The 20,794-nt window shown below is 42.5% G+C and carries 18 protein-coding genes and 1 pseudogene; 11 read left to right on the top strand and 8 right to left on the bottom strand.

The window, feature by feature from the left end; genetic code table 11:
- Positions 1-124: 124 nt before the first annotated feature.
- Both AC07E5_RS08965 and AC07E5_RS08960 read right to left on the bottom strand, forming a co-directional pair.
- Positions 125-526, bottom strand: a pseudogene (locus AC07E5_RS08965) (type IV pili twitching motility protein PilT); the annotation flags it as partial.
- Positions 527-547: 21 nt separating this feature from the next.
- Positions 548-1,585, bottom strand: a complete 1,038-nt coding sequence (locus tag AC07E5_RS08960; RefSeq protein WP_019838292.1) for a type IV pilus twitching motility protein PilT — start codon at positions 1,583-1,585, stop codon at positions 548-550.
- A gap of 124 nt (positions 1,586-1,709) precedes the next feature.
- On the opposite strand from AC07E5_RS08960, the gene AC07E5_RS08955 reads away from it, so the two are divergent.
- Complete coding sequence (locus tag AC07E5_RS08955) at positions 1,710-2,399, top strand: YggS family pyridoxal phosphate-dependent enzyme (protein ID WP_131261727.1); 690 nt, start codon at positions 1,710-1,712, stop codon at positions 2,397-2,399.
- 360 nt (positions 2,400-2,759) lie between these two features.
- Here AC07E5_RS08955 and AC07E5_RS08950 read toward each other — a convergent pair whose 3' ends face one another.
- The 3 genes from AC07E5_RS08950 to AC07E5_RS08940 all read right to left on the bottom strand — a co-directional run bounded on the left by AC07E5_RS08950 (position 2,760) and on the right by AC07E5_RS08940 (position 8,046).
- Positions 2,760-3,035, bottom strand: coding sequence for a hypothetical protein (locus tag AC07E5_RS08950; RefSeq protein WP_004975329.1), 276 nt, complete (start codon positions 3,033-3,035; stop codon positions 2,760-2,762).
- Positions 3,036-3,174: 139 nt separating this feature from the next.
- Complete coding sequence (locus AC07E5_RS08945; protein WP_253132183.1) at positions 3,175-6,786, bottom strand: AAA family ATPase; 3,612 nt, start codon at positions 6,784-6,786, stop codon at positions 3,175-3,177.
- A gap of 9 nt (positions 6,787-6,795) precedes the next feature.
- Positions 6,796-8,046, bottom strand: a complete 1,251-nt coding sequence (locus AC07E5_RS08940; RefSeq protein WP_154320420.1) for an exonuclease SbcCD subunit D — start codon at positions 8,044-8,046, stop codon at positions 6,796-6,798.
- Between the two features lie 481 nt (positions 8,047-8,527).
- Here AC07E5_RS08940 and AC07E5_RS08935 point away from each other — a divergent pair, with 481 nt between their 5' ends.
- Complete coding sequence (locus tag AC07E5_RS08935; RefSeq protein WP_004975337.1) at positions 8,528-8,974, top strand: ABZJ_00895 family protein; 447 nt, start codon at positions 8,528-8,530, stop codon at positions 8,972-8,974.
- Between the two features lie 136 nt (positions 8,975-9,110).
- Positions 9,111-10,028 carry a TIGR01777 family oxidoreductase gene (locus AC07E5_RS08930; RefSeq protein ID WP_253132185.1) on the top strand — a complete coding sequence of 306 codons (918 nt, stop codon included), beginning with the start codon at positions 9,111-9,113 and terminating at the stop codon, positions 10,026-10,028.
- A 20-nt stretch (positions 10,029-10,048) separates the two neighbouring features.
- On the opposite strand, the gene thiO is transcribed toward AC07E5_RS08930, so the two are convergent.
- Entirely contained in the window at positions 10,049-11,167 is a 1,119-nt protein-coding gene (thiO, locus tag AC07E5_RS08925; RefSeq protein ID WP_180038162.1) for a glycine oxidase ThiO, read from the bottom strand.
- A 13-nt stretch (positions 11,168-11,180) separates the two neighbouring features.
- Positions 11,181-12,194: a porphobilinogen synthase gene (gene hemB, locus AC07E5_RS08920; RefSeq protein WP_004975342.1), complete on the bottom strand. Its 1,014-nt coding sequence runs from the start codon at positions 12,192-12,194 to the stop codon at positions 11,181-11,183.
- 120 nt (positions 12,195-12,314) lie between these two features.
- On the opposite strand from hemB, the gene AC07E5_RS08915 reads away from it, so the two are divergent.
- The 5 genes from AC07E5_RS08915 (at position 12,315) to AC07E5_RS08895 (ending at position 17,229) form a co-directional block, all read left to right on the top strand.
- Positions 12,315-12,812, top strand: a complete 498-nt coding sequence (locus tag AC07E5_RS08915; protein ID WP_180038158.1) for a thioesterase family protein — start codon at positions 12,315-12,317, stop codon at positions 12,810-12,812.
- 222 nt (positions 12,813-13,034) lie between these two features.
- Positions 13,035-13,829 (top strand): thermostable hemolysin, encoded by a 795-nt coding sequence (locus AC07E5_RS08910; protein ID WP_253132187.1) that lies wholly within the window; start codon positions 13,035-13,037, stop codon positions 13,827-13,829.
- Positions 13,830-13,857: 28 nt separating this feature from the next.
- Positions 13,858-15,429 carry an AMP-binding protein gene (locus AC07E5_RS08905; RefSeq protein ID WP_253132189.1) on the top strand — a complete coding sequence of 524 codons (1,572 nt, stop codon included), beginning with the start codon at positions 13,858-13,860 and terminating at the stop codon, positions 15,427-15,429.
- A 71-nt stretch (positions 15,430-15,500) separates the two neighbouring features.
- Positions 15,501-16,355, top strand: a complete 855-nt coding sequence (locus AC07E5_RS08900) for a TauD/TfdA family dioxygenase (protein WP_253132191.1) — start codon at positions 15,501-15,503, stop codon at positions 16,353-16,355.
- A gap of 40 nt (positions 16,356-16,395) precedes the next feature.
- Positions 16,396-17,229: an SDR family oxidoreductase gene (locus AC07E5_RS08895; RefSeq protein ID WP_096902277.1), complete on the top strand. Its 834-nt coding sequence runs from the start codon at positions 16,396-16,398 to the stop codon at positions 17,227-17,229.
- On the opposite strand, the gene AC07E5_RS08890 is transcribed toward AC07E5_RS08895, so the two are convergent.
- A complete protein-coding gene (locus AC07E5_RS08890) occupies positions 17,224-18,561 on the bottom strand; it encodes a sigma-54 interaction domain-containing protein (protein WP_154320425.1) in 1,338 nt (445 codons plus the stop codon). The two genes, AC07E5_RS08895 and AC07E5_RS08890, sit on opposite strands and share 6 nt — an antisense overlap.
- 193 nt (positions 18,562-18,754) lie before the next feature.
- Here AC07E5_RS08890 and AC07E5_RS08885 point away from each other — a divergent pair, with 193 nt between their 5' ends.
- The 3 genes from AC07E5_RS08885 (at position 18,755) to AC07E5_RS08875 (ending at position 20,723) form a co-directional block, all read left to right on the top strand.
- Positions 18,755-19,438 (top strand): MBL fold metallo-hydrolase, encoded by a 684-nt coding sequence (locus AC07E5_RS08885; RefSeq protein WP_136144181.1) that lies wholly within the window; start codon positions 18,755-18,757, stop codon positions 19,436-19,438.
- Between the two features lie 44 nt (positions 19,439-19,482).
- The gene (locus tag AC07E5_RS08880) at positions 19,483-20,265 is read left to right on the top strand and encodes a sulfite exporter TauE/SafE family protein (protein ID WP_104852390.1); all 783 of its coding nucleotides are present in this window, start codon (positions 19,483-19,485) and stop codon (positions 20,263-20,265) included.
- A gap of 140 nt (positions 20,266-20,405) precedes the next feature.
- A complete protein-coding gene (locus tag AC07E5_RS08875; RefSeq protein WP_004975369.1) occupies positions 20,406-20,723 on the top strand; it encodes a hypothetical protein in 318 nt (105 codons plus the stop codon).
- The last annotated feature ends 71 nt before the right edge of the window (positions 20,724-20,794 follow it).

Below are 20,794 nucleotides of genomic sequence, written 5' to 3'. Positions count from 1 at the left end.
AGATTCATGCACGTGTAGCAGTCCTCAACAGATTTACGGAATTAGGTCGACCAGTTACCCAAGTTACGCCTTAAATTTGGCTCAATTAGGGGCGCTTTGCATTTCAAATCTTTGTGCAACAAAGCCCAGTCGCACCTACAAAAATGATGATGCCACGTTTGGTCATCGCCAAATCTTTGAGAATAGGTGGCAGTTTCAAGTCATCCATGGTCGGGATTTTGGTTTCAATCCGACGCAGTACCATGCCCGGCTCATCACGTTGTTGGAATGCGCTGACACGGAAACGTGCTGTTTTTTCACGGTTGGTAATCGCAAAGTTACATTCACGGGTTTCGGCAAATTCCTTGCGCTGTTTTTCACTCATAATTGAGTTAAGCAGCTGACCGACAATTTCACCTGTAAGTTTACTTTTGGCTACAGGCACAATTTGTCCATGAATTTTCATGGAAGGTTCAACATCGGCTGTAATAAACAAGTCTGATGCTTGTTGCTGAATCATTAAATTCAGTAAATCATTAAAGTCCATCGCGTATCTCGAATTTTAAACTTATAAGAATGATTCAGGCTGTTTTGCAACCGTACGAGCCGTTTGTGGGCTAATCACACCGCGCGATACCAAGTTTTTCAAACTCTGGTCAAGGGTGGTCATACCGTAGTTGGCACCAGTCTGAATTGCCGAGTACATTTGAGCTACTTTGTTTTCACGAATCAGGTTACGCACTGCAGGAATACCAATCATGATTTCATGCGCAGCTACACGACCACCACCATTTTTCTTGAGCAGGGATTGTGAAATGACGGCTTGTAAAGATTCAGACAACATGGCACGTACCATGTCTTTTTCTTCGGCAGGGAATACGTCAATCACACGGTCAATGGTTTTTGCTGCAGAGGTGGTGTGTAGCGTACCAAATACCAAGTGACCCGTTTCAGCAGCAGTCAGTGCCAAACGAATGGTTTCTAAGTCACGCATCTCACCCACTAGAATAATGTCAGGGTCTTCACGCAGTGCCGAACGTAATGCTTCGTTAAAGCCATGCGTATCACGGTGTACTTCTCGTTGGTTAACCAAACATTTTTTAGATTGGTGTACAAATTCGATTGGGTCTTCGACGGTCAGAATATGGTCGTAGCGATTGTCATTAATAAAGTCAATCATCGCGGCAAGTGTGGTTGATTTACCTGAACCCGTTGGGCCTGTCACCAATACCAAACCACGTGGATATTCACAAATATCTTTAAAGATTTGTCCCATGCCTAAATCTTCAAGGGTCAAAACTTTAGAAGGAATGGTACGGAATACTGCACCTGCACCACGGTTTTGGTTAAATGCGTTCACACGGAAACGAGCCACGCCTGGGACTTCAAAAGAAAAGTCCGTTTCTAGATTTTCTTCATAATCACGACGTTGTTTATCATTCATAATGTCGTACACTAATTTGTGTACTTCTTTATGTTCTAATGCTGGTAAGTTAATTCGACGAACTTCACCATCCACACGAATCAGTGGTGGCATGCCCGCAGATAAGTGTAAATCCGAAGCGCCGTTTTTAGCGGAGAACGCCAATAATTCTGTAATATCCATGAAAGTCCCCGAGATCAATTAAATCTTAATTATTTTGATAGAATAATACGGCTTTCCATCAGCTTAACCAACTGTTAGTTGCTGGACAAGGTAAAAAAAGATGAATGAAATGAGAAATGCATCAATGAATAATCTGCAGCTTATGCGCACTCAGGTTTTGCAACAAATTCAACAGGCATGCCAGTTGGCACAGCGCGAGCCAAATACGGTGCAATTGTTGGCAGTGTCTAAGACTCATCCGAGTGAAGCCTTGCGTGAAATGTATGCGACAGGGCAGCGCGCTTTTGGCGAAAATTATTTGCAAGAAGCTTTGGATAAAATGCAGGCCCTGAGTGATTTAGAAATTGAATGGCACTTTATTGGGCATGTGCAGCGCAATAAAACCAAACATTTGGCAGAAAAATTTGCATGGGTGCATGGGGTAGATCGTTTGATTATTGCCGAGCGTTTATCGAATCAGCGCGATGCTCAACAAGTGCCCCTGAATATTTGTTTACAAGTAAATATTGATGCGCAAGACACGAAGGATGGTTGTCAGCCGAGCGAAGTTGCAGAATTAGTCCGACAGATCAGCCAATTACCGCATTTAAAACTACGCGGTTTGATGGTGATTCCTGCACCTGATCATCCTCAAGCTTTTCAAGATGCCAAACAATTGTTTGATGCAGTGAAAGCACAACATGCACAACCTGAAGATTGGGATACTTTGAGTATGGGGATGTCGGGCGATTTAAATGCCGCAATTGCAGCAGGTTCAACTATGGTACGGATTGGTACAGCATTGTTTGGCGCACGTGACTATTCCAAGGCTTAATTGCTAGATGAACAAAGAATCTGCCAAGATTTTGCAAACATTATCTTGTACGTTTTGGCTGACATGAAATGCGGAATTTTGCGGCTAGTGCTGAAGGTTGGATTTTCTTAATATGAACTTATCGGGAAACAGGGAGTTTCCTAAATAAGAAGAATAAGAAATAGAACAACACGGAAGTGCTTGGTACGACAGGAGTTATACCAAAAACTGAATCTAGAAAGCCTCGACAGGATGTCGAGGCTTTTTTAGTTATGTATGCTGTAAAGCTGTCAAAGTTTTGGCTTGTGTAGATTATTTTTAATAACCTTCACTATTTTTAGAAAGCGCCACTCCCGTCCAGTAAATAGGTGAAGTAGACATTCAAGATTTATTTTCTATCCAGATTCGAATACGGGCAATCAGTAAAAATAGCAAAAAACAGAACTGAAAGAAGCCTGTGAAAATGATGGTCCAACCGCTATTTCCAGGTGTTTTTCTTGCATCCAACTCAATGACTAAAGTGCAGACGGTGAGAATGATTTCAAAAATTAAAACCGCTTTAAAAACCCAAGGTTTAGGGAAACGTATTAACCATGTGAGAAAAATAATACTTAAACTGGGCAATACAGCAAAGAGAATAATCGTTTTTATATCCATAAAATTAAGTACTTAAAGTGTGGGTGATTTTAAAATAAATTCAATACAACTTCATGGAAGCCTAAAATCTGAAATCTCACAGTCATTTCAATAATTCTTCAATCGACAAATAATCTTCAGATTTTAGGCAGTATTGGCTTTAACCCACCACATTGACTTCACTTGCCCCTGCACCCACTGGTTTGACTTGAATTTGCACAGGAATTCGTTCGTGCATTTCCTGAATATGCGAAATCAGCACCACTTTACGTCCCTGACTTTGCAGATGGTCTAAGGCATTCATCACCATGTGCAAGGAAGTCGGGTCGAGAGTGCCAAAGCCTTCATCAATAAATAGCGATTCCAGTTTCATTGAGCCAGATGCCATATTGGCAATTGCCAGTGCCAAAGCTAAAGAAACCAAAAAGGTTTCGCCACCCGATAAAGACAGAACAGGGCGAATTTCACTGTTCATATCTAAATCAATAATCGCCAACCCCAAACTGTCAGGAATACGATGCAACTGATAACGCGAACTCAGTGGCAGCAATTGCTGATTGGCGTATTCCACCAAAATATCCAAGTGATGTTCTTGAGCAATTTTCTTAAATTTCGTACCTTCTTTATGCCCAATTAAATCGTAAATACGTCCCCAGCGGTATTCTTCAGCTTTGATACTTTCAATTTGAGTTTGATAGGTAGCAAAAATCCCTTGATTGGTGCTATTCAGGCGTAGCTGTGCCTCAATCTCATTATAGTTTTGCTGTTGTTTGGCTTTCTCTGTTTGCAGCGCTGCCAGTTGCGTGGTGACCTCGTCAAAACTCAGTTGTGGCTGTTGCTTTAAGTGTTTTTGATATTGCTCTTCCAATGTTTGCCAAGCCGTTTTAGCACTCTCCAAACTGTTTTGTTGTTGCTGCAGCATGTTGCGTATTTGCTGATGTTCGGCATAAGAAATCTGTAAACATTTATCAATGATGCTGGCTTGAAAATGCGTGTGTGTCGCTTGCCACGTTGCAATGTGTTGCTGACATTCAGTGTGTTGCTGCATGCGCTGTTGAATTCTACTATCCAAACCATGTTTTTGCAGTTGTAAGTCTTTTAACACCTGTTCTGCTTGATTAAGTACAGTTCGTTGTGTGCTAAGTGCAAGATTGAGTTGCTGTTGTTGCTGATCTAAAGCCTGCTGCCATTCTTGATAGGTCTGATATTCACATCCCGCATGAGTTCTTGTAAGCTGCTTAATTTGATCACGCAGCTCACTTCCTGCAGTTTTAATCTGCTGCAGTTGTAGGGTTTTCTCTGCATGTTGCTGTTGTAAAAATAGCAACTTTTCTTGCACTTGCTGCTGTTGTTGAGTCAGTTGTTCAATCGTTTTGCTCAGTTGAACTTGCTGCTGCTGCAAGTGATGACGTTGCTCTAACTGTTGTAAGGCATTTTGATAGTATTCAATCGGTTGATTGAGCCAAGCGTGTCTTTGTTCTGCATCTAAAAGCGACAAAATAGGCTGTAAACGCTGAGCGAGGTCTTGGCGTTGTTGAATAGCATATTTGAGTTGTTCTGCCTGCTGTGCAGCATTGCGCCATTGTTTCAGGGTATCGTTTGCTTGTTGAATACTCTGCTGCAAGTGTTGAGTGGATTGATGTGTTGTTGCCCAATGTTGCTGTACGTGTTCAATTTGCTTTGCAACAGGCAGCGCTGCATCCAAATCTAAAGATAAGGATGTTGCAAGCTGTTGCACCAATGTCTGTTGTTGTTCAAGTTGCTGTTGCAGTTCAAGACTGCGTTGTTGTTGTTGATGATAAGTTGCATCGTATTGACTGCGAGCACGCTCCAATTGTTGTAGCTGTTTTTGCGCATGCTCAAATTCAGTTTTGGCCTGCTGCAATTGCTGATCCTGCAATTGGTTTAAAGCGTCACTGAGTAAATTTTCATGCTGAATAAACGGATGTTCATGGCTGCCGCAGACCATACAGGCTTCATTCGGTTTTAATTGGGCACGTAAATCCTGCACACTTTGATGCTGCAATAAACGCTGCTGTTCAAAAATCTGCTGTAATTGTTGCAAGGCTTGTTCAGTAATTTGCACTTGCTGCTGTTGGGTTTGAATTTGAGTCTGTGTCTGCTGTTGCAGACTTAAAGTTTCTTGCTGACGCTGTTGTAACTGCTCAAATAGGGTGGTCTGTTGTTGCCATTGTTCAAGTGCCTGTTGCAAGCGCTCTAAAACATGCACACTCTTTAAAGCATGTTGTAATTGCTGTTGCTCTGCCGTGAGTTGCTGCTCAAGTTGTTCAGGATGTTGATATTGTTTTTCCCAAACCAACAGTTGTTGCTGTGTATGTTGTTGTTGCTCAATTAAAGTATCTAATGCAGATTGGAACAGCGTAGGGTTTTGCTGACGTAGCTGCTGTTCAAGCTGCAAATAATCTTGCAGACGTTGCAACGTAAGGGCTAAATTATCATCAAAATTTGCCCATGCCGCAGTCTGTTTGAATTGCTGTTGTAAATGTTGCTGTTGTTGTTGCTCGGTTGCAAGTTGAGTCGTCAGTTGCTTCAAATTATTTTGCACAGGCTGAATTTGCTGCTCTGCAAATAATTTTTGTGCAGCATCCAAAGCGGTATATTGTTGAAGTTTGCTAGAAATTTCATGTTGTAACTGTGCCGCAATTTCAAGTTGTGGTTTCAATTGTTCAACATGCTGCTGCCATGCCTGAAGGTCTTTTTCCGCTTGCTGTTGCTGACTAATCGCTTGCTGTTGTGCGTATTCCGCTTGTTGCAAGTTTGGTTCAAATTTCAAAAGCTGCTGATTCAGATTTTTTAGCTCGGTATCTGCTTGCTGACGCAAGACAAATTGCTCGCGGATGGTTTGAAATTCATCTAAATGTTTGAGCAATTGTTTTTGAGAGGCGAGTTTAAGATCGGCATCGACTTGAACATCATATATTTCTTTTTTAGCTTGGGTGCTGGCATAGAGTTCATGGCAATCTTTGTGCCATTTCACATCATTTTCATACAGTTTTTCGGTTTGGGTCAGCAAAGCTAATTGTTGACTTAGGTCATGTTGTTGGGTTTCTAAGTCTTTTAGTGTTTCATCGCTGAGGAGCACCACATGCCCCATGACATTTTCAAGATCTGTTCGCTTTTGTTTAATTTCACTAAATTTAACGGCTGCACGTTTACTGACTTCGGTAAAAATTTGCGAATTGGTTAAATATTCAAGTAAATCTGCCCGTTCATGGTCTTTGGCTTTTAAAAATGCCCCAACTTCCGATTGTGCCAATAATACTGCGCGTGTGAATTGCTCAAAACTAAGACCAATCAGTTGTTCTACAATCGGCGTAGCTTCAGAAATTTTTTGATTTAAAATCCGTTGTTCATCTAAGCAGGTGATGGCACGTCCAACTTTTAAGTTCCCATCCACTTTATTGTGCGCACGGCGAATTTGCCAACGTGCCGAATAGCGTTTTTGATCAAGCGCGATAAATTCAAGTTCTGCAAAGCCAGAAGTCGTACCACGACGTAAAATATGTTTAGAATCTTTTAAGGAAATTTCTTTGCCTGCGGTATCGGTCAGGCTGCCTGTTGCACCTTTCAAACGTGGAATTTCGTCATAAAGTGCCAAACACATGGCATCCAGCAAAGTCGATTTGCCTGCACCAGTTTTGCCCGTAATTGCAATTAAACCTGCCTGTGCCAGTGGCTCATCTTCAAAATTGATGACATGCGTGCCTGCCAAAGATGCCAAATTATTTAAACTTAAACGTAAAATTTTCATGGCAAATCCTTAAGCTTTATTCTGATCAAGTTCTTGTTGGGCTTCGGCCAAAAGCTGTAAAAAATCTTGGCTCACTTCTGGGTCAGGTTGATAGCCCATTTTTTCCCATAAATCTAAAAATAATTTTTCAGGCGTAGGCGGCTCTAAATCAATTTTTGATTGTTGCACGTTCGAGTTTTCACAGTTTTGAAAGCGTCGTGCAATGCGCAGTAAACGATAGCGGTTGGCAGGCAGTGCTTGTTCAATTTGTTGGCGTAAATCAATGGGTGGCGGGGCATCGCTGATATATTCAATTTCTAAAAAATGCCGTGCGCAAACTTCTGCAATTTCATCTTTTGGCAATTTATTCAGTTCGGTGATTAATTCAGAAAGTTCACAGCGAATCCGAAGCAGCTCTACCGTACGTGGAATAAGCAAGCTTTCATATTGGAAACGCTGTGCATCTGCCTGTAATGGATCAATCCTAACTTCAAGGACTTGGTGTTTATAATTCAGCTCGCTAAATGATAAAGGGATGGGTGAGCCGCTATAGCGAATGTGTGGCTGTCCGACCTGTTGCGGTTTGTGTAAGTGTCCGAGTGCGACATAGTCAATCACCTCATCAAACAGCGCAGTCGATAAGGCTTCTTCATTCCCCACTACAATTGGGCGTTCTGAGTCGGAAGTTTCGCCACCTTGCATGTGTGCATGTGACATTAAAATCAGGGCTTGATCGGGTTGTTTACGGGCTTTGGCTTCTGCAATCAGTTGTTGATGTAAGTAAGCAACCGCAGATTGATTGTCACTGCTATGTTCATTTAAACCTGTAATTTCTGCACTGCGTAAATAGGGCAGGGTCAGACACCATGCCACAATATTTTGCGCAGCGTCATAAATAGGCACTAGGAGTTTATCTAAATCTAATTTTTGCTCGGCTGTTTTACCAATCACGCCCACAGCTTTGGCGTTGAAGCGGTCTAAAAAGGGTTCAACTTGCTCAATGCGATACCCAGAGTCATGATTGCCTGCAATCATTAAGGTTTGCATGTGTGGAGCAAGCACATGCGCATCGGTAAGGAATTGATAGAGTTGTTTCTGAGCGCTCGAAGCAGGATTGACCACATCAAAAATATCGCCTGCTATGAGCAGGGCATTCGGCTGTTTGCTTTTAATTTGAGTTAAGAGCCAATTTAAAAATTCAGTATGTTCATATTCACGTTCATGGTGATGGAAAAATTGCCCCAAATGCCAATCAGACGTATGTAAAAAATGAACAGCCATGCGTGTTCCAATCTTGATGTTGAATTATGGGATAACTTAACATAACTGAGCGCAACACTGCGGCAAAAAACCAGTTTTCTGCTTTTAAAGCGACAATTTAGGTCGCAGAGATTTTAAAGAGAAGGGAAAGTAAAATCTGTCGTGATCTGTATAGAAAAATATAGAGAGTTAAAATACTGATGTTAGAAAGGCTAAAAAAAGACCTTAAAAAATAAAGACCGACGATTCGAGTGATGATGAAATCGTCGGTCAAAGAAAAACTTGCGATACAGTAAAGCTTTGGCTGCTGTTCAAAGCATGACTGTATGCGATTTATTGCTTTAGTCAGGTCACTGAAAATATTGTGGATGCCATACACATTAACGGTTGTTGTGACCTTGTAGCCTATATAACGTCAGGCTTTTGTATTCGGTTGACAATTTCATGAAAAAAAAATCAATTTTTTTTATACTAGGCTGAATCTTTTGTCTGAGTCATCTTTATGGTATCGCTAAGCCGTTATTTTATCTGGTTTTTCTTGTATTGCTTTGTGATGACCTGTATTTGTGGCGTATTGGCTGCATTATTACCTGCGGGTGTAGGCGGGATTTTAACTGCGGTGCCTTATTTGGTTGCCATGATTTTAGTGCTGTATAAGTTTTTAAAACAACAACGCCGTGCGCCGAATGACAAGGAACGCAAGACATTTACTTTAGGATTTAGCCTGATTTTTTGGGGCTATAACTTGGCGTTTTTATTATTAGGTTTGGCGATATTTTCTCGCCAAAACCCAAGCATTTGGCAAGATTTTTTACAGTATTTGCAACAGCCACAATTTATGAGTGTGGTGGTGATCATGTTCTTGTTGATCGCAATTCCATTGTATCTGCTGACCTATTGGTTTTATGGTAAACAGGCACAGCGTATGGCAGTTAAAATGTTTGGCTGATAAAAGAAGTTGTTAATATCTGATTTTCTTCAAATATACATGATCAGTTATGTGATGATGATTTGCTTAGACTTGAACATTCAGTCTAAATCACGTATAGCTAAAACTATATTTTTCATCATGCTGAGATTGGAAGATGCATAAACCTTTGGTACTGGTAACAGGGGCAAGTGGTTTTATTGGTTCACAATTGTTGCCGTTTTTATTGCAACAGGATTATCGGGTGGTGGGGCTAACCCGACAGCCCAATCGAGTATCCAAACATCCACAATTACGCTGGATTCAGCAGTTAGATGAACTCGACACCGACCAAATTGATTATGTGATTAATTTGGCGGGAGAAAGTATTGGGCAGGGCAGATGGACAGCAGCACGCAAACAAAAATTGCTTGATAGTCGAGTTCAGACCACACTGCACTTATATCAATATCTTGAAAAGCGCCGTATTTTCCCCAAGTGTATTATTTCAGGCTCGGCAGTGGGGTATTACGGAATTGACCCGCAGGAACAATGGTCAGCAGTATGTACCGAACACAGTGCAGCACAAGATATTTTTATGTCGCAGTTGTGCCAGCAATGGGAACAGGCTGCGTTAAGCTTCAGCCAGCAAAATACTAAAATTATGCGCTTGGGCGTGGTGTTTGGGCGCGGTGGTGGCATTTTACCGCAAATGTTATTATCAATTCGTTTAAATGCCGTCGGGCGGATTGGGCATGGACGGCAGCCTGTTGCATGGGTGCATATACAAGATGTTTTACAGGCCATTCACTGGTTAATGACGCAACCTGTAGACGCCAAAATTTTGAATGTGGTTGCACCTGAAAAAACCAGTCAGCAAGACTTTGCCGAAACCGCAGCTCGGCTTTTAAAACGTCGTCCATTTTTGGTGTTACCTGCTTTTGTCTTGCGTTGGTTATTGGGCGAGCAATCGCAATTGGTGCTGAATGGGCAATATGTTAAACCACAAGCGTTAGAACAAGCAGGCTATTGCTTTCAATATCCAAAACTTGAACAGGCGCTAGCGGCTTGTCTGGGTGCATCATCCTCTACTTAAACAGAGGATGCTGCTGAGTGTTATGCACAGATTGAGGTGGGCTGTAACTGCTTTGGATCATAAGCGGCAGGATCAACAATCGTTTCTTGCCCAAGCATGAGCTGTCTTAATAACTGCGCTGAAGCAGTGCCCATACATAAGCCATTACGGAAGTGTCCGAAATTCATCCATACATTATTTAGGCTTGGCACTTTGCCGATATACGGCACACCTGTAGGCGAGCCTGGACGTAAACCAGCCCATTGTTTCACAATGGGGAACTGTGCCAATTCAGGCACCATTTCAAAACAAGCCGTTAAAATATCTTGTTGGGTTTGCGGGTTTGGTGTGGTGTCAAAACCAACGTGACGCATACTGGAACCGCATAGCACATGCCCATCTTGACGTGGAATCAAGTACATCACCTTGTTCATGCACATGCTTGGCAACCATTGTGCAGGGGTTTTAAATAACACAATTTGCCCTTGTACAGGCTGTACAGGAATCTCTAAACCCAGTTGTGCCGCCCACTGCTGTGACCATGCACCTGTCGCAAGCACGATATGATCTGCACGATGCAAGCGACCATCGGCAGATTGAATGGCTTGAATACGATCTTCAGTGATCTGAAATTGCTGAATTGGGCAGTGTTCAAAAAATCGCACGCGCGGATGTTGTTTCAAATATTGCGTGAGCGATTGTAATAAACGCGGATTGCGCACATTGGCAAGTTGTGAGAAATACAGGGCTTGTTTAAATTTGGGATGGATATGCGGGTTAATTTGTTCGAGTTGTTCCCGATTCAGATATTCAGCTTGCTGCATCGGTTCATGATGACGTTCGGCATAATTTAAACCAATCTCAAAATCATCTTCATCAAAAATCAACATGCCTGTTTCATGGATTTCAAAATCAATGCCTGTAATAGGTTTGAGTTTTTCATTCCATGCTTGGTACTGCGGTTTGGCAAATTGGGCTAAGTCATTGACCGCTTGAGGATAACGCCACGGATACATGGGAGAAAGAATTCCACCACCTGCCCATGATGCCGCTTGTGCTGCTTGTTGTTGATCAAAAATACTGATAGAGCAGCCCTGCTCTACCAGTTCGAGTGCAGACAACAAACCGCTGATGCCTGCACCAATGATTGCGATGTGCATGAAAGTCGCCTGTTTATGCCATATCTTTAAGTTTGAGTGCTGCTTCTTCGGCAAAATATGTCCAAATACCATCTGCACCTGCACGGCGGCAACTCATTAGCGATTCAATAATCACACTGTCCGACAACCAGCCATTTTGAATCGCGGCAGCAAGCATGGCGTATTCACCACTCACTTGATAGACAAAGGTTGGCACACCAAAGTTATCTTTCACTTCACGTACAATGTCTAAATAAGGCATGCCTGGTTTTACAATCACCATGTCTGCACCTTCTTGAATATCCAGTGCAATTTCATGCAAGGCTTCGGCACGGTTGCCAATATCCATTTGATAATTGTATTTGTTGCCGCCTTTTAGGTTGCTGGCAGAACCGACTGCATCACGGAAAGGACCGTAAAAGCTAGAGGCATATTTGGCTGAATAAGCCATGATAGAGGTATAGATATGCCCGTTGCTTTCCAACGCCTGACGAATCGCACCAATACGGCCATCCATCATGTCACTTGGCGCAACCACATCTGCACCCGCTTCGGCATGGCTTAAAGCCTGTTTAATTAGACATTCAACCGTTTCATCATTCAGGACATAGCCTGTGTCATCAATAATGCCATCTTGACCATGAGTGGTGTACGGGTCGAGTGCGCCATCGGTAATAAGTACCATCTCTGGCAATTCTTTTTTCAGCAGGCGTAGTGTGTTTTGCACCAAGCCATCTTCACGCCATGCTGCTTCTGCGGTCAGGCTTTTGTCTTCTTGTGGTGTGACTGGAAATAATGCCAGTTTAGACACGCCCAACTGCATTAAACGCTCGGCTTTTTTGAGTAATAAGTCTGCCGATAAACGCTGAATATTCGGCATGCTTGGAATATCTTGGGTTTGATTTTGTCCCGGTAAAACAAATACAGGATAAATCAAGTGATCTGTGGTTAAGTGAGTTTCGCGAACCATGGCGCGTAATTGATCATTTTTACGGATACGACGCATACGAGTGGCAGGAAATGCAGGGCGATTGAACGTATAGGTCATAAAAATCTCACTGATCAGTATTAAACTAGACGACTATTGTAGCCCCTTAAATTTCATTTGGGCATACATTGGCTGTTTTTATTGTTGGTAAATTGAGTTGTTTGGACTTTTGGGCACGTTATGAGTAATGCAGAGAAAAATTGGACTGGGAATATACATTTAGGCGCGAAAGTCGATATTGATGTCGTGCTAAGACAATTGGTCAATGCATTTAATGGATCGCCATTTTTTCAACACAATGGCATGAGCATGCGTGTGGTAGATGGTCAAATTGAAGCCTATATTGAGATGCAACCGTATATGGTGGGCAACGTGGCTTTCCAAATTTTACATGGTGGTGTTGCTGCAACCATTTTGGACAGTGTGGGCGGTATTGTGGCAATGGGGGAGTTATATAAAAGAACTGAACCTGACGATTTGCCCGATACCATTAAAAAAGTCACCCGTTTGGCTACCATAGATATGCGAGTGGATTATTTAGCACCGGGACGCGGCAAGTATTTTATTGCCCGTGCGGAAACTTTGCGTTTAGGGCGTAAAGGCTGCACCATGCGTATGACGATGGTCAATGATGAAGATAAACCAATTGCAACGGCAATTGCGTCTTATGCCTATTAAAATCTAAGGTAGGGCGCGAACAATTGTGTTTTGCATAATTGGATGACTGTTTATTTTTGATTAGTTTATTGTTTTAAACATATAAGGAGTTGAGTGATCATCTCCTTTTTTTGTGTGCATGAAGAGTTTTTTGAATTGTGACAGTTTGTAGCGATTTAAGTTTTCTTTAAGTTTAGATTTCTATCTTGAGCATTGAGTTATTTTCTATCCAATGTGATGCACATGATCAAATTTAATTTTGATGCTCAATCATCCAGTCAAACGCATTTTCTGGATGCGAATTTTCATCAGAAAAAAAATAAAAAACAATTCAACGGGTATGCATCTGTAGCGCAGCCGTATAAACCACAAACGAACCCAAAACAGTTGAACCTAGAACAGCCACATTTAGATGTATTACACAGCTATGCCTCGGTGATTCAAGCACACACAACAGCACAACATTTAAATGTGACAACTGTGACCCAAGATGCTAGCGAACAACGCTTGGCATTAGAGCATTTTATTCGAGATAAATACCAAAAAGTCCATCAGGCATCCATAAATACTTTTTCAGATACCTTGTTTGCAGGCTATGTAAACCACGACATGCAAGTGGTGATTGGCATGCAACCATTGGGCGCAAACCAAGCCTTTTTGGAACAGTATTTAGGTGCACCCATTGAAACCATTTTAACCCAATTGAGCCAAGTGCCTGTAACGCGCGCGCAGATTGTTGAAATTGGCAACTTGGCAGCGCAAGACATGAGCAAAGCCAAATTGATGGTGGCTTTTTTGGTCTTTCACTTATCGCAGAACAATGTGTCGTGGGCAGTTTGCACAGGAACAGCAGCAGTGCGCTATGTGTTACAGCAAATGGGTTTGCATTTTCAGGTACTAGAAAAAGCCAACCCCGAAGCCTTGGGCGATGCACAGCATCAATGGGGCAGTTATTACCAACAGAAGCCTTATGTACTGGCGATTGACGTTGCAGCAGCGTTGGCGGTCACGCAACAGCAATATTGTTTTTATGCCTAAGGCCATGCAGAAAGGCGGAAATTGAAAGATGAATGAGTTATTTGAAAACCTGAATCACTATGCCCAAACAGACCCTGAGCGTGAAGCAATTGTGACGGCACAAACCACACTGAGTTATGCCACATTACAGCAACGGGTTGAGTTGCTCAGTGCAGAATTGGCAACTTATCAAGTACAGCGTTTGGCGTTGTGGGGTGTAAACCAGGCCGATTGGATTGTGGTCGATTTAGCCGCACGTAAAGCTGCAATGACAGTCATTCCTGTGCCATTATTTTTTACTGCTGCACAAGTGCAACATTTACTGCAAGACAGCCAAGCGGAGTTGCTGTGTATTTTGACGGATACTGCACAAAGCGATACTCCGTCCAATGTTAACTCGGCTATTGGAAATACTGCTATTCCAGAAGCTTTGTTGGAGATGATTGATGCAGTTCAGGCACAGGTTTTGCCACCATCAGATTTATATCAAGGGCAGTTGTTTCGTCTAAGCGTTGAAACAGCACAACCGCATTTATCCCCAAATTCTGCTGAGCAGCCTACAAAAATTACTTATACCTCGGGCAGTACGGGTACTCCCAAAGGTGTGTGTTTGGCAGAAGCCACCATTAATTCAATTACGTACTCTTTAAGTCAGGCATTGCAAAGCAGCCAGCTTGGGCGGCATTTGTGTCTAATTCCATTTGCAACATTGCTTGAAAATATCGCAGGCGTGTATGTGCCTTTTCACATGGGACGTGCAGTGGTGGTGGGTGAAGTCAGCCAGTTCGGTTTGCTGTCCAACCATGAGTTTGATGTTTCACGCTTTGTCGATGCCGTGCAGCAATATCGCATTGAAAGCGTGATTTTATTGCCGCAAATGCTCAAAGCGATTGTGGAATATATCCATCAACACGGCGATTTGGGCTTGCGCACTTTGAAGTTTATTGCCGTGGGTGGTGGCAAGGTGTCTGCAGATTTACTCAAGCAGTGTCAGCAATTCAATTTACCTGTTTATGAAGGTTATGGTCTGTCTGAATGTGCATCGGTCGTGAGTTTAAACCTGCCTGAAGCTCGCAGAATTGGCAGTGTTGGCCGCGTATTGCCGCATGTTCAAGTCGAAATTGCTGCCAATCAAGAAGTGGTGGTCAAGGGCAATGCCATGTTGGGATATATGCATGAACTTGGGCGTGAGCAGGATGCGGTATCAGCCGATATTCACACAGGCGATGCAGGTTATTTTGATGAAGATGGCTATTTATATATCACGGGGCGTATCAAGCAAATTATTGTCAGCAGTTTTGGGCGCAATATTTCACCAGAATGGGTTGAATCGAACAGTTTGAGTGAGCCTGAAATTCAACAGATTGCCGTGTTTGGTGAAGCGCAGCCGTCATTATCTGCAGTGATTTATGCCGAGGAACATCGTTCAGATGCGCAATTGGCAGCCGCGATTTATCGTGCCAATACCCGTATGCCTGATTATGCCCAAATTAAACACTGGTGCCGTGCTGAACAACCTTTTTCTTTAAATAATCAGATGTTAACCGATAACGGAAAATTGCGTAGAGCAGTCATTCAGCAACAGTATCAGACAGCTTTGGCACATCCTACAACGTATTAAATGGCTGATCTTGGAGATGTTTCACAGATAGACATACCTGTCAGTCATCAATAGAGATAGAGAGAAATCACATGAATATTGCACAACAGCAATTCAAACATTCCCCACAACAAATTAAAGATCGTTTGGTGGAACACGGTTGGGTTTTACTTAGAAATGAACATTATGATGTGAATGCGTTTAGTGGGCTGATGAGCAATATTTGCCAAAAGCTGACCTATGACCCTGCACGTGAAAATGTGACCCGACAATCGCAAAAAGTAGATGCAGGTACGCAGGCAATGGGGCTGCATATAGAAAATGGTTCAACCCCAATGCCGCCTGATATTATTGCTTTTTTTAGTGAAAAAAGTGCTTCGCGTGGTTCGCAGACCACCTTATGTGATGGACATGAGGTATGGAAAAAACTGCCTGATACACTGAAACAGAAATTTGCTGAACCGATGACCATCAGCCGTTACTTACCTAAAGTAATGTGGCAAAAGTATGTGGCAACTGCACTCAATATTGCCGATGCTGCACAGGTCGGGCAGCGGGAACTCGCTCATTTTATTGCGATGATTCCTAGACAACGGATTCGCCCTGCGCATGATGAAGGCGTACAGTACGATTTAAGCATGCCGATGATTCGCCATGACAATTTAAAAGCTGTGCCTGCCTTTGCCAATACCTTGTTGGGGCCTTCTTATAATTACGAAAAGCCGCGTTTTTACTTTGCCGATGGCAGCGAAATCCAAGCGGAATTATTGGAAGAGTTGGCAGAGCGATGCGAGCGTGAAACCTCAGAAATTGACTGGCAAGATGGTGATGTGGTGCTCATTGATAACAAGCGCTTTATGCATGGCAGACGTGAAATATTGGTGCCATTAGAAGATCGTAAACTCTATATTTGTATGGGCTTGGGACTGAATCTTGCATTTTTATAATTGAGTTGTATCGAATATCTTAAAATTGAGAGTATCTTTTATGTCAAATTTAACTGCGGTGATTTTCGGGGCAACAGGCGGGATTGGTCATGCGATTGCGCATCATTTTGCTGAAAAAGGCTTAAACTTAATTTTGGTTGGGCGTAAGCAAGACACCTTGCAACAACTAGAGCAAAGTCTGGCGCAGCAGTATCCTCAGTTGCAATTACACAGTCTGCGTTGTGATTTAATTGATGCCAGCAGTCGTCATGATTTTATTCAGGCACTTGCCGCATTAAAACAGCCGATTCATTACTATATTAACAATGCAGGCATGAATGATTTTCGTCTGTTTGCGCAGCAATCACAGGATACCATTGAGCAAATGATGTTGGTCAATGTGGCTTATCCGCTGCAACTGATTCAGGATGTGATTCCATATATGTCGGACAGTCAGCCGAGTCAGATCATCAATATTGGCTCGACTTTTGGCAGCATCGGCTATCCTGGCTATGTGAGTTATTGCGCCAGTAAGTTTGCCTTGCGTGGTGCAACTGAAGCGTTGGCGCGAGAGTATTGTCAGACTGCCATTCGTTTTAGATATTTCTCCCCACGCGCGACCAATACCAGTATGAATAATCCCGATGTGATTGAAATGAATATCAAAATGGGTACAAAAGTGGATTCACCTGAATTTGTGGCACAAGAACTGTATCAATTTTTACAAACAGACCGTCAATCCTATCAGGTCGGTTATCCTGAAAAAGTCTTTGTAAAACTTAATCAGTTGATGCCTAGCCGAGTCGCAGCTGCCATTCAAAAAGATTTAGACACCATTTATGAATATGCAGATCAAAGCAAAGCGTCCTTTATTCAGCAAACTTCCGCCTCATAAATGATATTTTTTTCGATAACGCCATAAGGTGGTTCGGCTAATGCCCAAGGCTTGTGCCACCAATTCAGTTTGCCCCTGATATTTTTCCAGTAAATCCTGCAGTGTGTCTTTATCTACTTTATTGTTGGTTTTGATGGGCAGCTCAATAGGTTGTGGCGTTGGGGGAGCTGTGGCGAGTTTCAAACTAGCATGCACAATTTCATCGGGTAAATCGTGTTGATCAATTTCCGTTTTACCTGCTGACATGGTCAATGCATACAGCAAGGTATTTTTTAATTCACGCACGTTGCCCGGCCAGTCGTAATTGATTAATACCTTCAGTGCTTGCTCGGTCAAATGTGGCGTGACCTGAAACTGGGCTTGTTGTTGCAAAATAAATGCTGCAATTTTAGGGATATCTTGTTTACGTTCACGTAGTGGTGGCACAAAAATTGGAATCACCCGTAAACGATAAAGTAAATCTTGGCGAAATCTGCCTAAACGCGCTTCTTCACGTAAAGCGCGATGGGTTGCGGTAATAATTCTGACATTCGATTTAATCGCTTTTTCACCGCCCAAAGGGGTGAATTCGCCCGTTTCTAATACTCGCAATAATTTGGCTTGCAGTTCCAGTGGAATTTCTGCAATTTCATCTAAAAATAAAGTACCACCTGCAGCACGTTCAAACACACCTTTATGCTCACGAATTGCGCCTGTAAATGCACCTTTCACATGCCCAAACAATTCACTTTCTAAAATATTGGCATTTAAAGCCGCGCAGTTAATCGCAATAAAGACTTGTGCATGCCGTTGGCTGCGTGCATGTACTGCTTGCGCCACCAACTCTTTACCACTACCAGATTCACCACGCACCAAAACAGGAAACTCAGTAATCGCTACCCGCTCAATAATGGAATACATATGCTGCATTTGTGGCGAATCACTATGGAAAAACTCCGCCAAACTATTTTGTGCTTGGGCAGATGGGGTGAGTGTTTGTGATGACACTGTTGCAACGCTAGGCTGCAGAAAGAATAAACATCCTGTGAAATCGGCTGTATGGACACGAATATTTAAGCTGTGGTAGTGCCATGCCTTAGCACTATTCGGGAGTTGCAGCAGACCTGTCTGTGGTTGTGATGCTGATTGTGATTGTAGTTTTAATTTCAATAATTGGTTTTTTAATGTTTTACCCGTAGCTGCAGAAACAGAAGCATCTTGTGCATATTCATAAATCCATGTTTGAGCAATGTCGTCATAAACATAGAGCAAACTGTCTGGACAAAGTTGTTGTAAATGAAACAAAAAGCTTTCAAGACTGGCTTGTTGTTCAAAGTCATGTATCGCATTCATGATGTTTCATCTTTTGTTTCATTATTGATTCAATTGAAACACAAAATGCAACAGATGTGAAACATGGAGGATGATCTAAATTAAACAATATCTCTTAATATATTGTATTTTATTAATATATTTAAAAGAGATTAAGTTGGCACTATATTTGCAAAATTAAGAATAACAAAATATAAAACTCAGTATCTATCTCATGATCTTTCATCAATTTTTTGAAGCTGACAGCTCGACCTATACTTACTTATTGGCATCTGAACAAACCCGTGAAGCGGTGCTGATTGACCCTGTAATTTCAGAGGTTGAGCAATATGCTGCTTTTCTAGAACAGCATGATTTGCAATTGGTGTATAGCTTAGATACGCACGTACACGCTGACCATATTACTGCTGCCAACGAACTCAGAACACGTTTTGGTTGTAAAACTGTATTACATCGTAATTCAGGTGTGGTGTGTGGCGATATTTTCATTACCGATGGCAGCGCCATTCGTGTGGGTGAATTGTTGATTGAAGCACGTTATACCCCGGGTCATACCAACGCCTGTACCAGCTATGTGGTCAATGGCATGGTATTCACTGGCGATGCGTTGTTAATTGATGGTTGTGGTCGTACTGATTTTCAGGAAGGCAACCCAGCGACTTTATATGACAGCATTCATCTACAAATTTTTAGCTTACCTGATGACACTTTGGTGTACCCAGGGCATGACTACAAAGGGCGTGTGTCTTCTACCGTTGGGCAGGAAAAACGCAATAACTCGCGTTTAGGACAAGGGCGCACCAAAGCGGAATTTATTACCCTCATGCAGAATTTAAACCTGCCTTATCCAAAACATATTGATGTGGCTTTGCCTGCCAACAAAGTTTGTGGCAAGTGATGTTTGCACAGCACAACATAGTGATGGAATAGGGGGAAATACGCATGTGGATGTTAATCCTAGAAGGCTTGGCGATTGGTACTTTGCTGGGTTTAACTGGGGCAGGGGGCGGTATTCTTGCCGTTCCTGCACTTATGGCAAGTCAGGGCTGGACTGTGGCGCAGGCTGCACCTGTCGGTTTATTGGCAGTCACTTTGGCGGCTTTGGTTGGCACAGTTGAAGGCTTGTTCAAACGTATTGTACGTTATCGTGCTGCATTGTGGATTGCCCTAATCAGTATTCCATCTGCGCGTTATGGGGTGCATTTGGCAGGTATTGTGCCGCCCATGTGGTTAACACTGGCGTTCAGTCTGGTCATGTTTATTGTGGCGTATCGTATTTTCTTTAATAAGGTCAACGACCAAACTAATCCACCGTGTAAGGTAAACCAAAACACAGGACGCTTAATTTGGAATGTTAAAACGGCGTCTTTGCTTGGTGGTGTGGGTGTAATTGCAGGCTTGCTGACGGGTTTGTTGGGTGTGGGCGGTGGTTTTATTATTGTGCCGTTATTGCGTAAATTTACCGATTTGGATATGCGCAGTATCGTCGCAACCTCTTTGATGATTATTTTCCTGATTGGTGGCGTGAGTATTTCAGCACACGTTTTAGATGGCTTTCAGTACCCAATGGCAGTCACCATCACCTTTGTTCTGGCGTGTATTGTCGGGATGTTACTTGGACGTACTTTGGTACATCGCATGAATAGCAATACTGTACAAAAGGTATTTGCTACAACAGTCATTGGTGTTGCGTTCTACCTCATTTATACAGCGATTATGGCTTAAGTCTAATATTTGGATACTAGGTTTTTACTTTGAACTGCAGTATTGTGAATAGGTAACGTATTGTTAAGTGTAAGAAAAAGCACTAGACCTAGACCAAATTAAAGATTAGCTTAGTTGTATAAGATGACAAGGAGCCAAGAATGAAAAAACATTTATTTTGTGTGGGTGTCGAGTTCCGCAAAGCATCCGATGAAACAGGCTCTTATGCGTATTTGACCGCATATTTAGGCGCAGATGACTTACATGAAGCGATTGATCGCGTTCAGAAACAACTGGAGCAAGAAGGCAATAAAGTATTGTTCGTTCGTGGTTGCTGGGTTGTCGATGCCGATTGTGATGATGGTTTCTGCCCAACTGAAGAAAGTAATGCTGCCTCTAAAGCAGACCTACTGTTCAACGATGAAATCTATTATGGCAAATTGCAGCAATGGTCAATCAACAATGGCTATGAATACTGAGTAAAATGTTGGCTGAATAAGATGCCGATGGGTTCAGTTTACTGACCTGTGAATATTTAAAAAACCGCGTT

The organism is Acinetobacter seohaensis (assembly GCF_056431365.1).
Note: the sequence above shows the minus strand (reverse complement) of the source record. Positions and strands in the feature narration are given on the sequence as shown.

Coding starts and splice junctions, on each gene's coding strand:
- AC07E5_RS08960 (WP_019838292.1), bottom strand. CDS start 1,585: ATGGATATTACAGAATTATTGGCGTTCTCCGCTAAAAACGGCGCTTCG.
- AC07E5_RS08955 (WP_131261727.1), top strand. CDS start 1,710: ATGAATAATCTGCAGCTTATGCGCACTCAGGTTTTGCAACAAATTCAA.
- AC07E5_RS08950 (WP_004975329.1), bottom strand. CDS start 3,035: ATGGATATAAAAACGATTATTCTCTTTGCTGTATTGCCCAGTTTAAGT.
- AC07E5_RS08945 (WP_253132183.1), bottom strand. CDS start 6,786: ATGAAAATTTTACGTTTAAGTTTAAATAATTTGGCATCTTTGGCAGGC.
- AC07E5_RS08940 (WP_154320420.1), bottom strand. CDS start 8,046: ATGGCTGTTCATTTTTTACATACGTCTGATTGGCATTTGGGGCAATTT.
- AC07E5_RS08935 (WP_004975337.1), top strand. CDS start 8,528: ATGGTATCGCTAAGCCGTTATTTTATCTGGTTTTTCTTGTATTGCTTT.
- AC07E5_RS08930 (WP_253132185.1), top strand. CDS start 9,111: ATGCATAAACCTTTGGTACTGGTAACAGGGGCAAGTGGTTTTATTGGT.
- thiO (WP_180038162.1), bottom strand. CDS start 11,167: ATGCACATCGCAATCATTGGTGCAGGCATCAGCGGTTTGTTGTCTGCA.
- hemB (WP_004975342.1), bottom strand. CDS start 12,194: ATGACCTATACGTTCAATCGCCCTGCATTTCCTGCCACTCGTATGCGT.
- AC07E5_RS08915 (WP_180038158.1), top strand. CDS start 12,315: ATGAGTAATGCAGAGAAAAATTGGACTGGGAATATACATTTAGGCGCG.
- AC07E5_RS08910 (WP_253132187.1), top strand. CDS start 13,035: ATGATCAAATTTAATTTTGATGCTCAATCATCCAGTCAAACGCATTTT.
- AC07E5_RS08905 (WP_253132189.1), top strand. CDS start 13,858: ATGAATGAGTTATTTGAAAACCTGAATCACTATGCCCAAACAGACCCT.
- AC07E5_RS08900 (WP_253132191.1), top strand. CDS start 15,501: ATGAATATTGCACAACAGCAATTCAAACATTCCCCACAACAAATTAAA.
- AC07E5_RS08895 (WP_096902277.1), top strand. CDS start 16,396: ATGTCAAATTTAACTGCGGTGATTTTCGGGGCAACAGGCGGGATTGGT.
- AC07E5_RS08890 (WP_154320425.1), bottom strand. CDS start 18,561: ATGAATGCGATACATGACTTTGAACAACAAGCCAGTCTTGAAAGCTTT.
- AC07E5_RS08885 (WP_136144181.1), top strand. CDS start 18,755: ATGATCTTTCATCAATTTTTTGAAGCTGACAGCTCGACCTATACTTAC.
- AC07E5_RS08880 (WP_104852390.1), top strand. CDS start 19,483: ATGTGGATGTTAATCCTAGAAGGCTTGGCGATTGGTACTTTGCTGGGT.
- AC07E5_RS08875 (WP_004975369.1), top strand. CDS start 20,406: ATGAAAAAACATTTATTTTGTGTGGGTGTCGAGTTCCGCAAAGCATCC.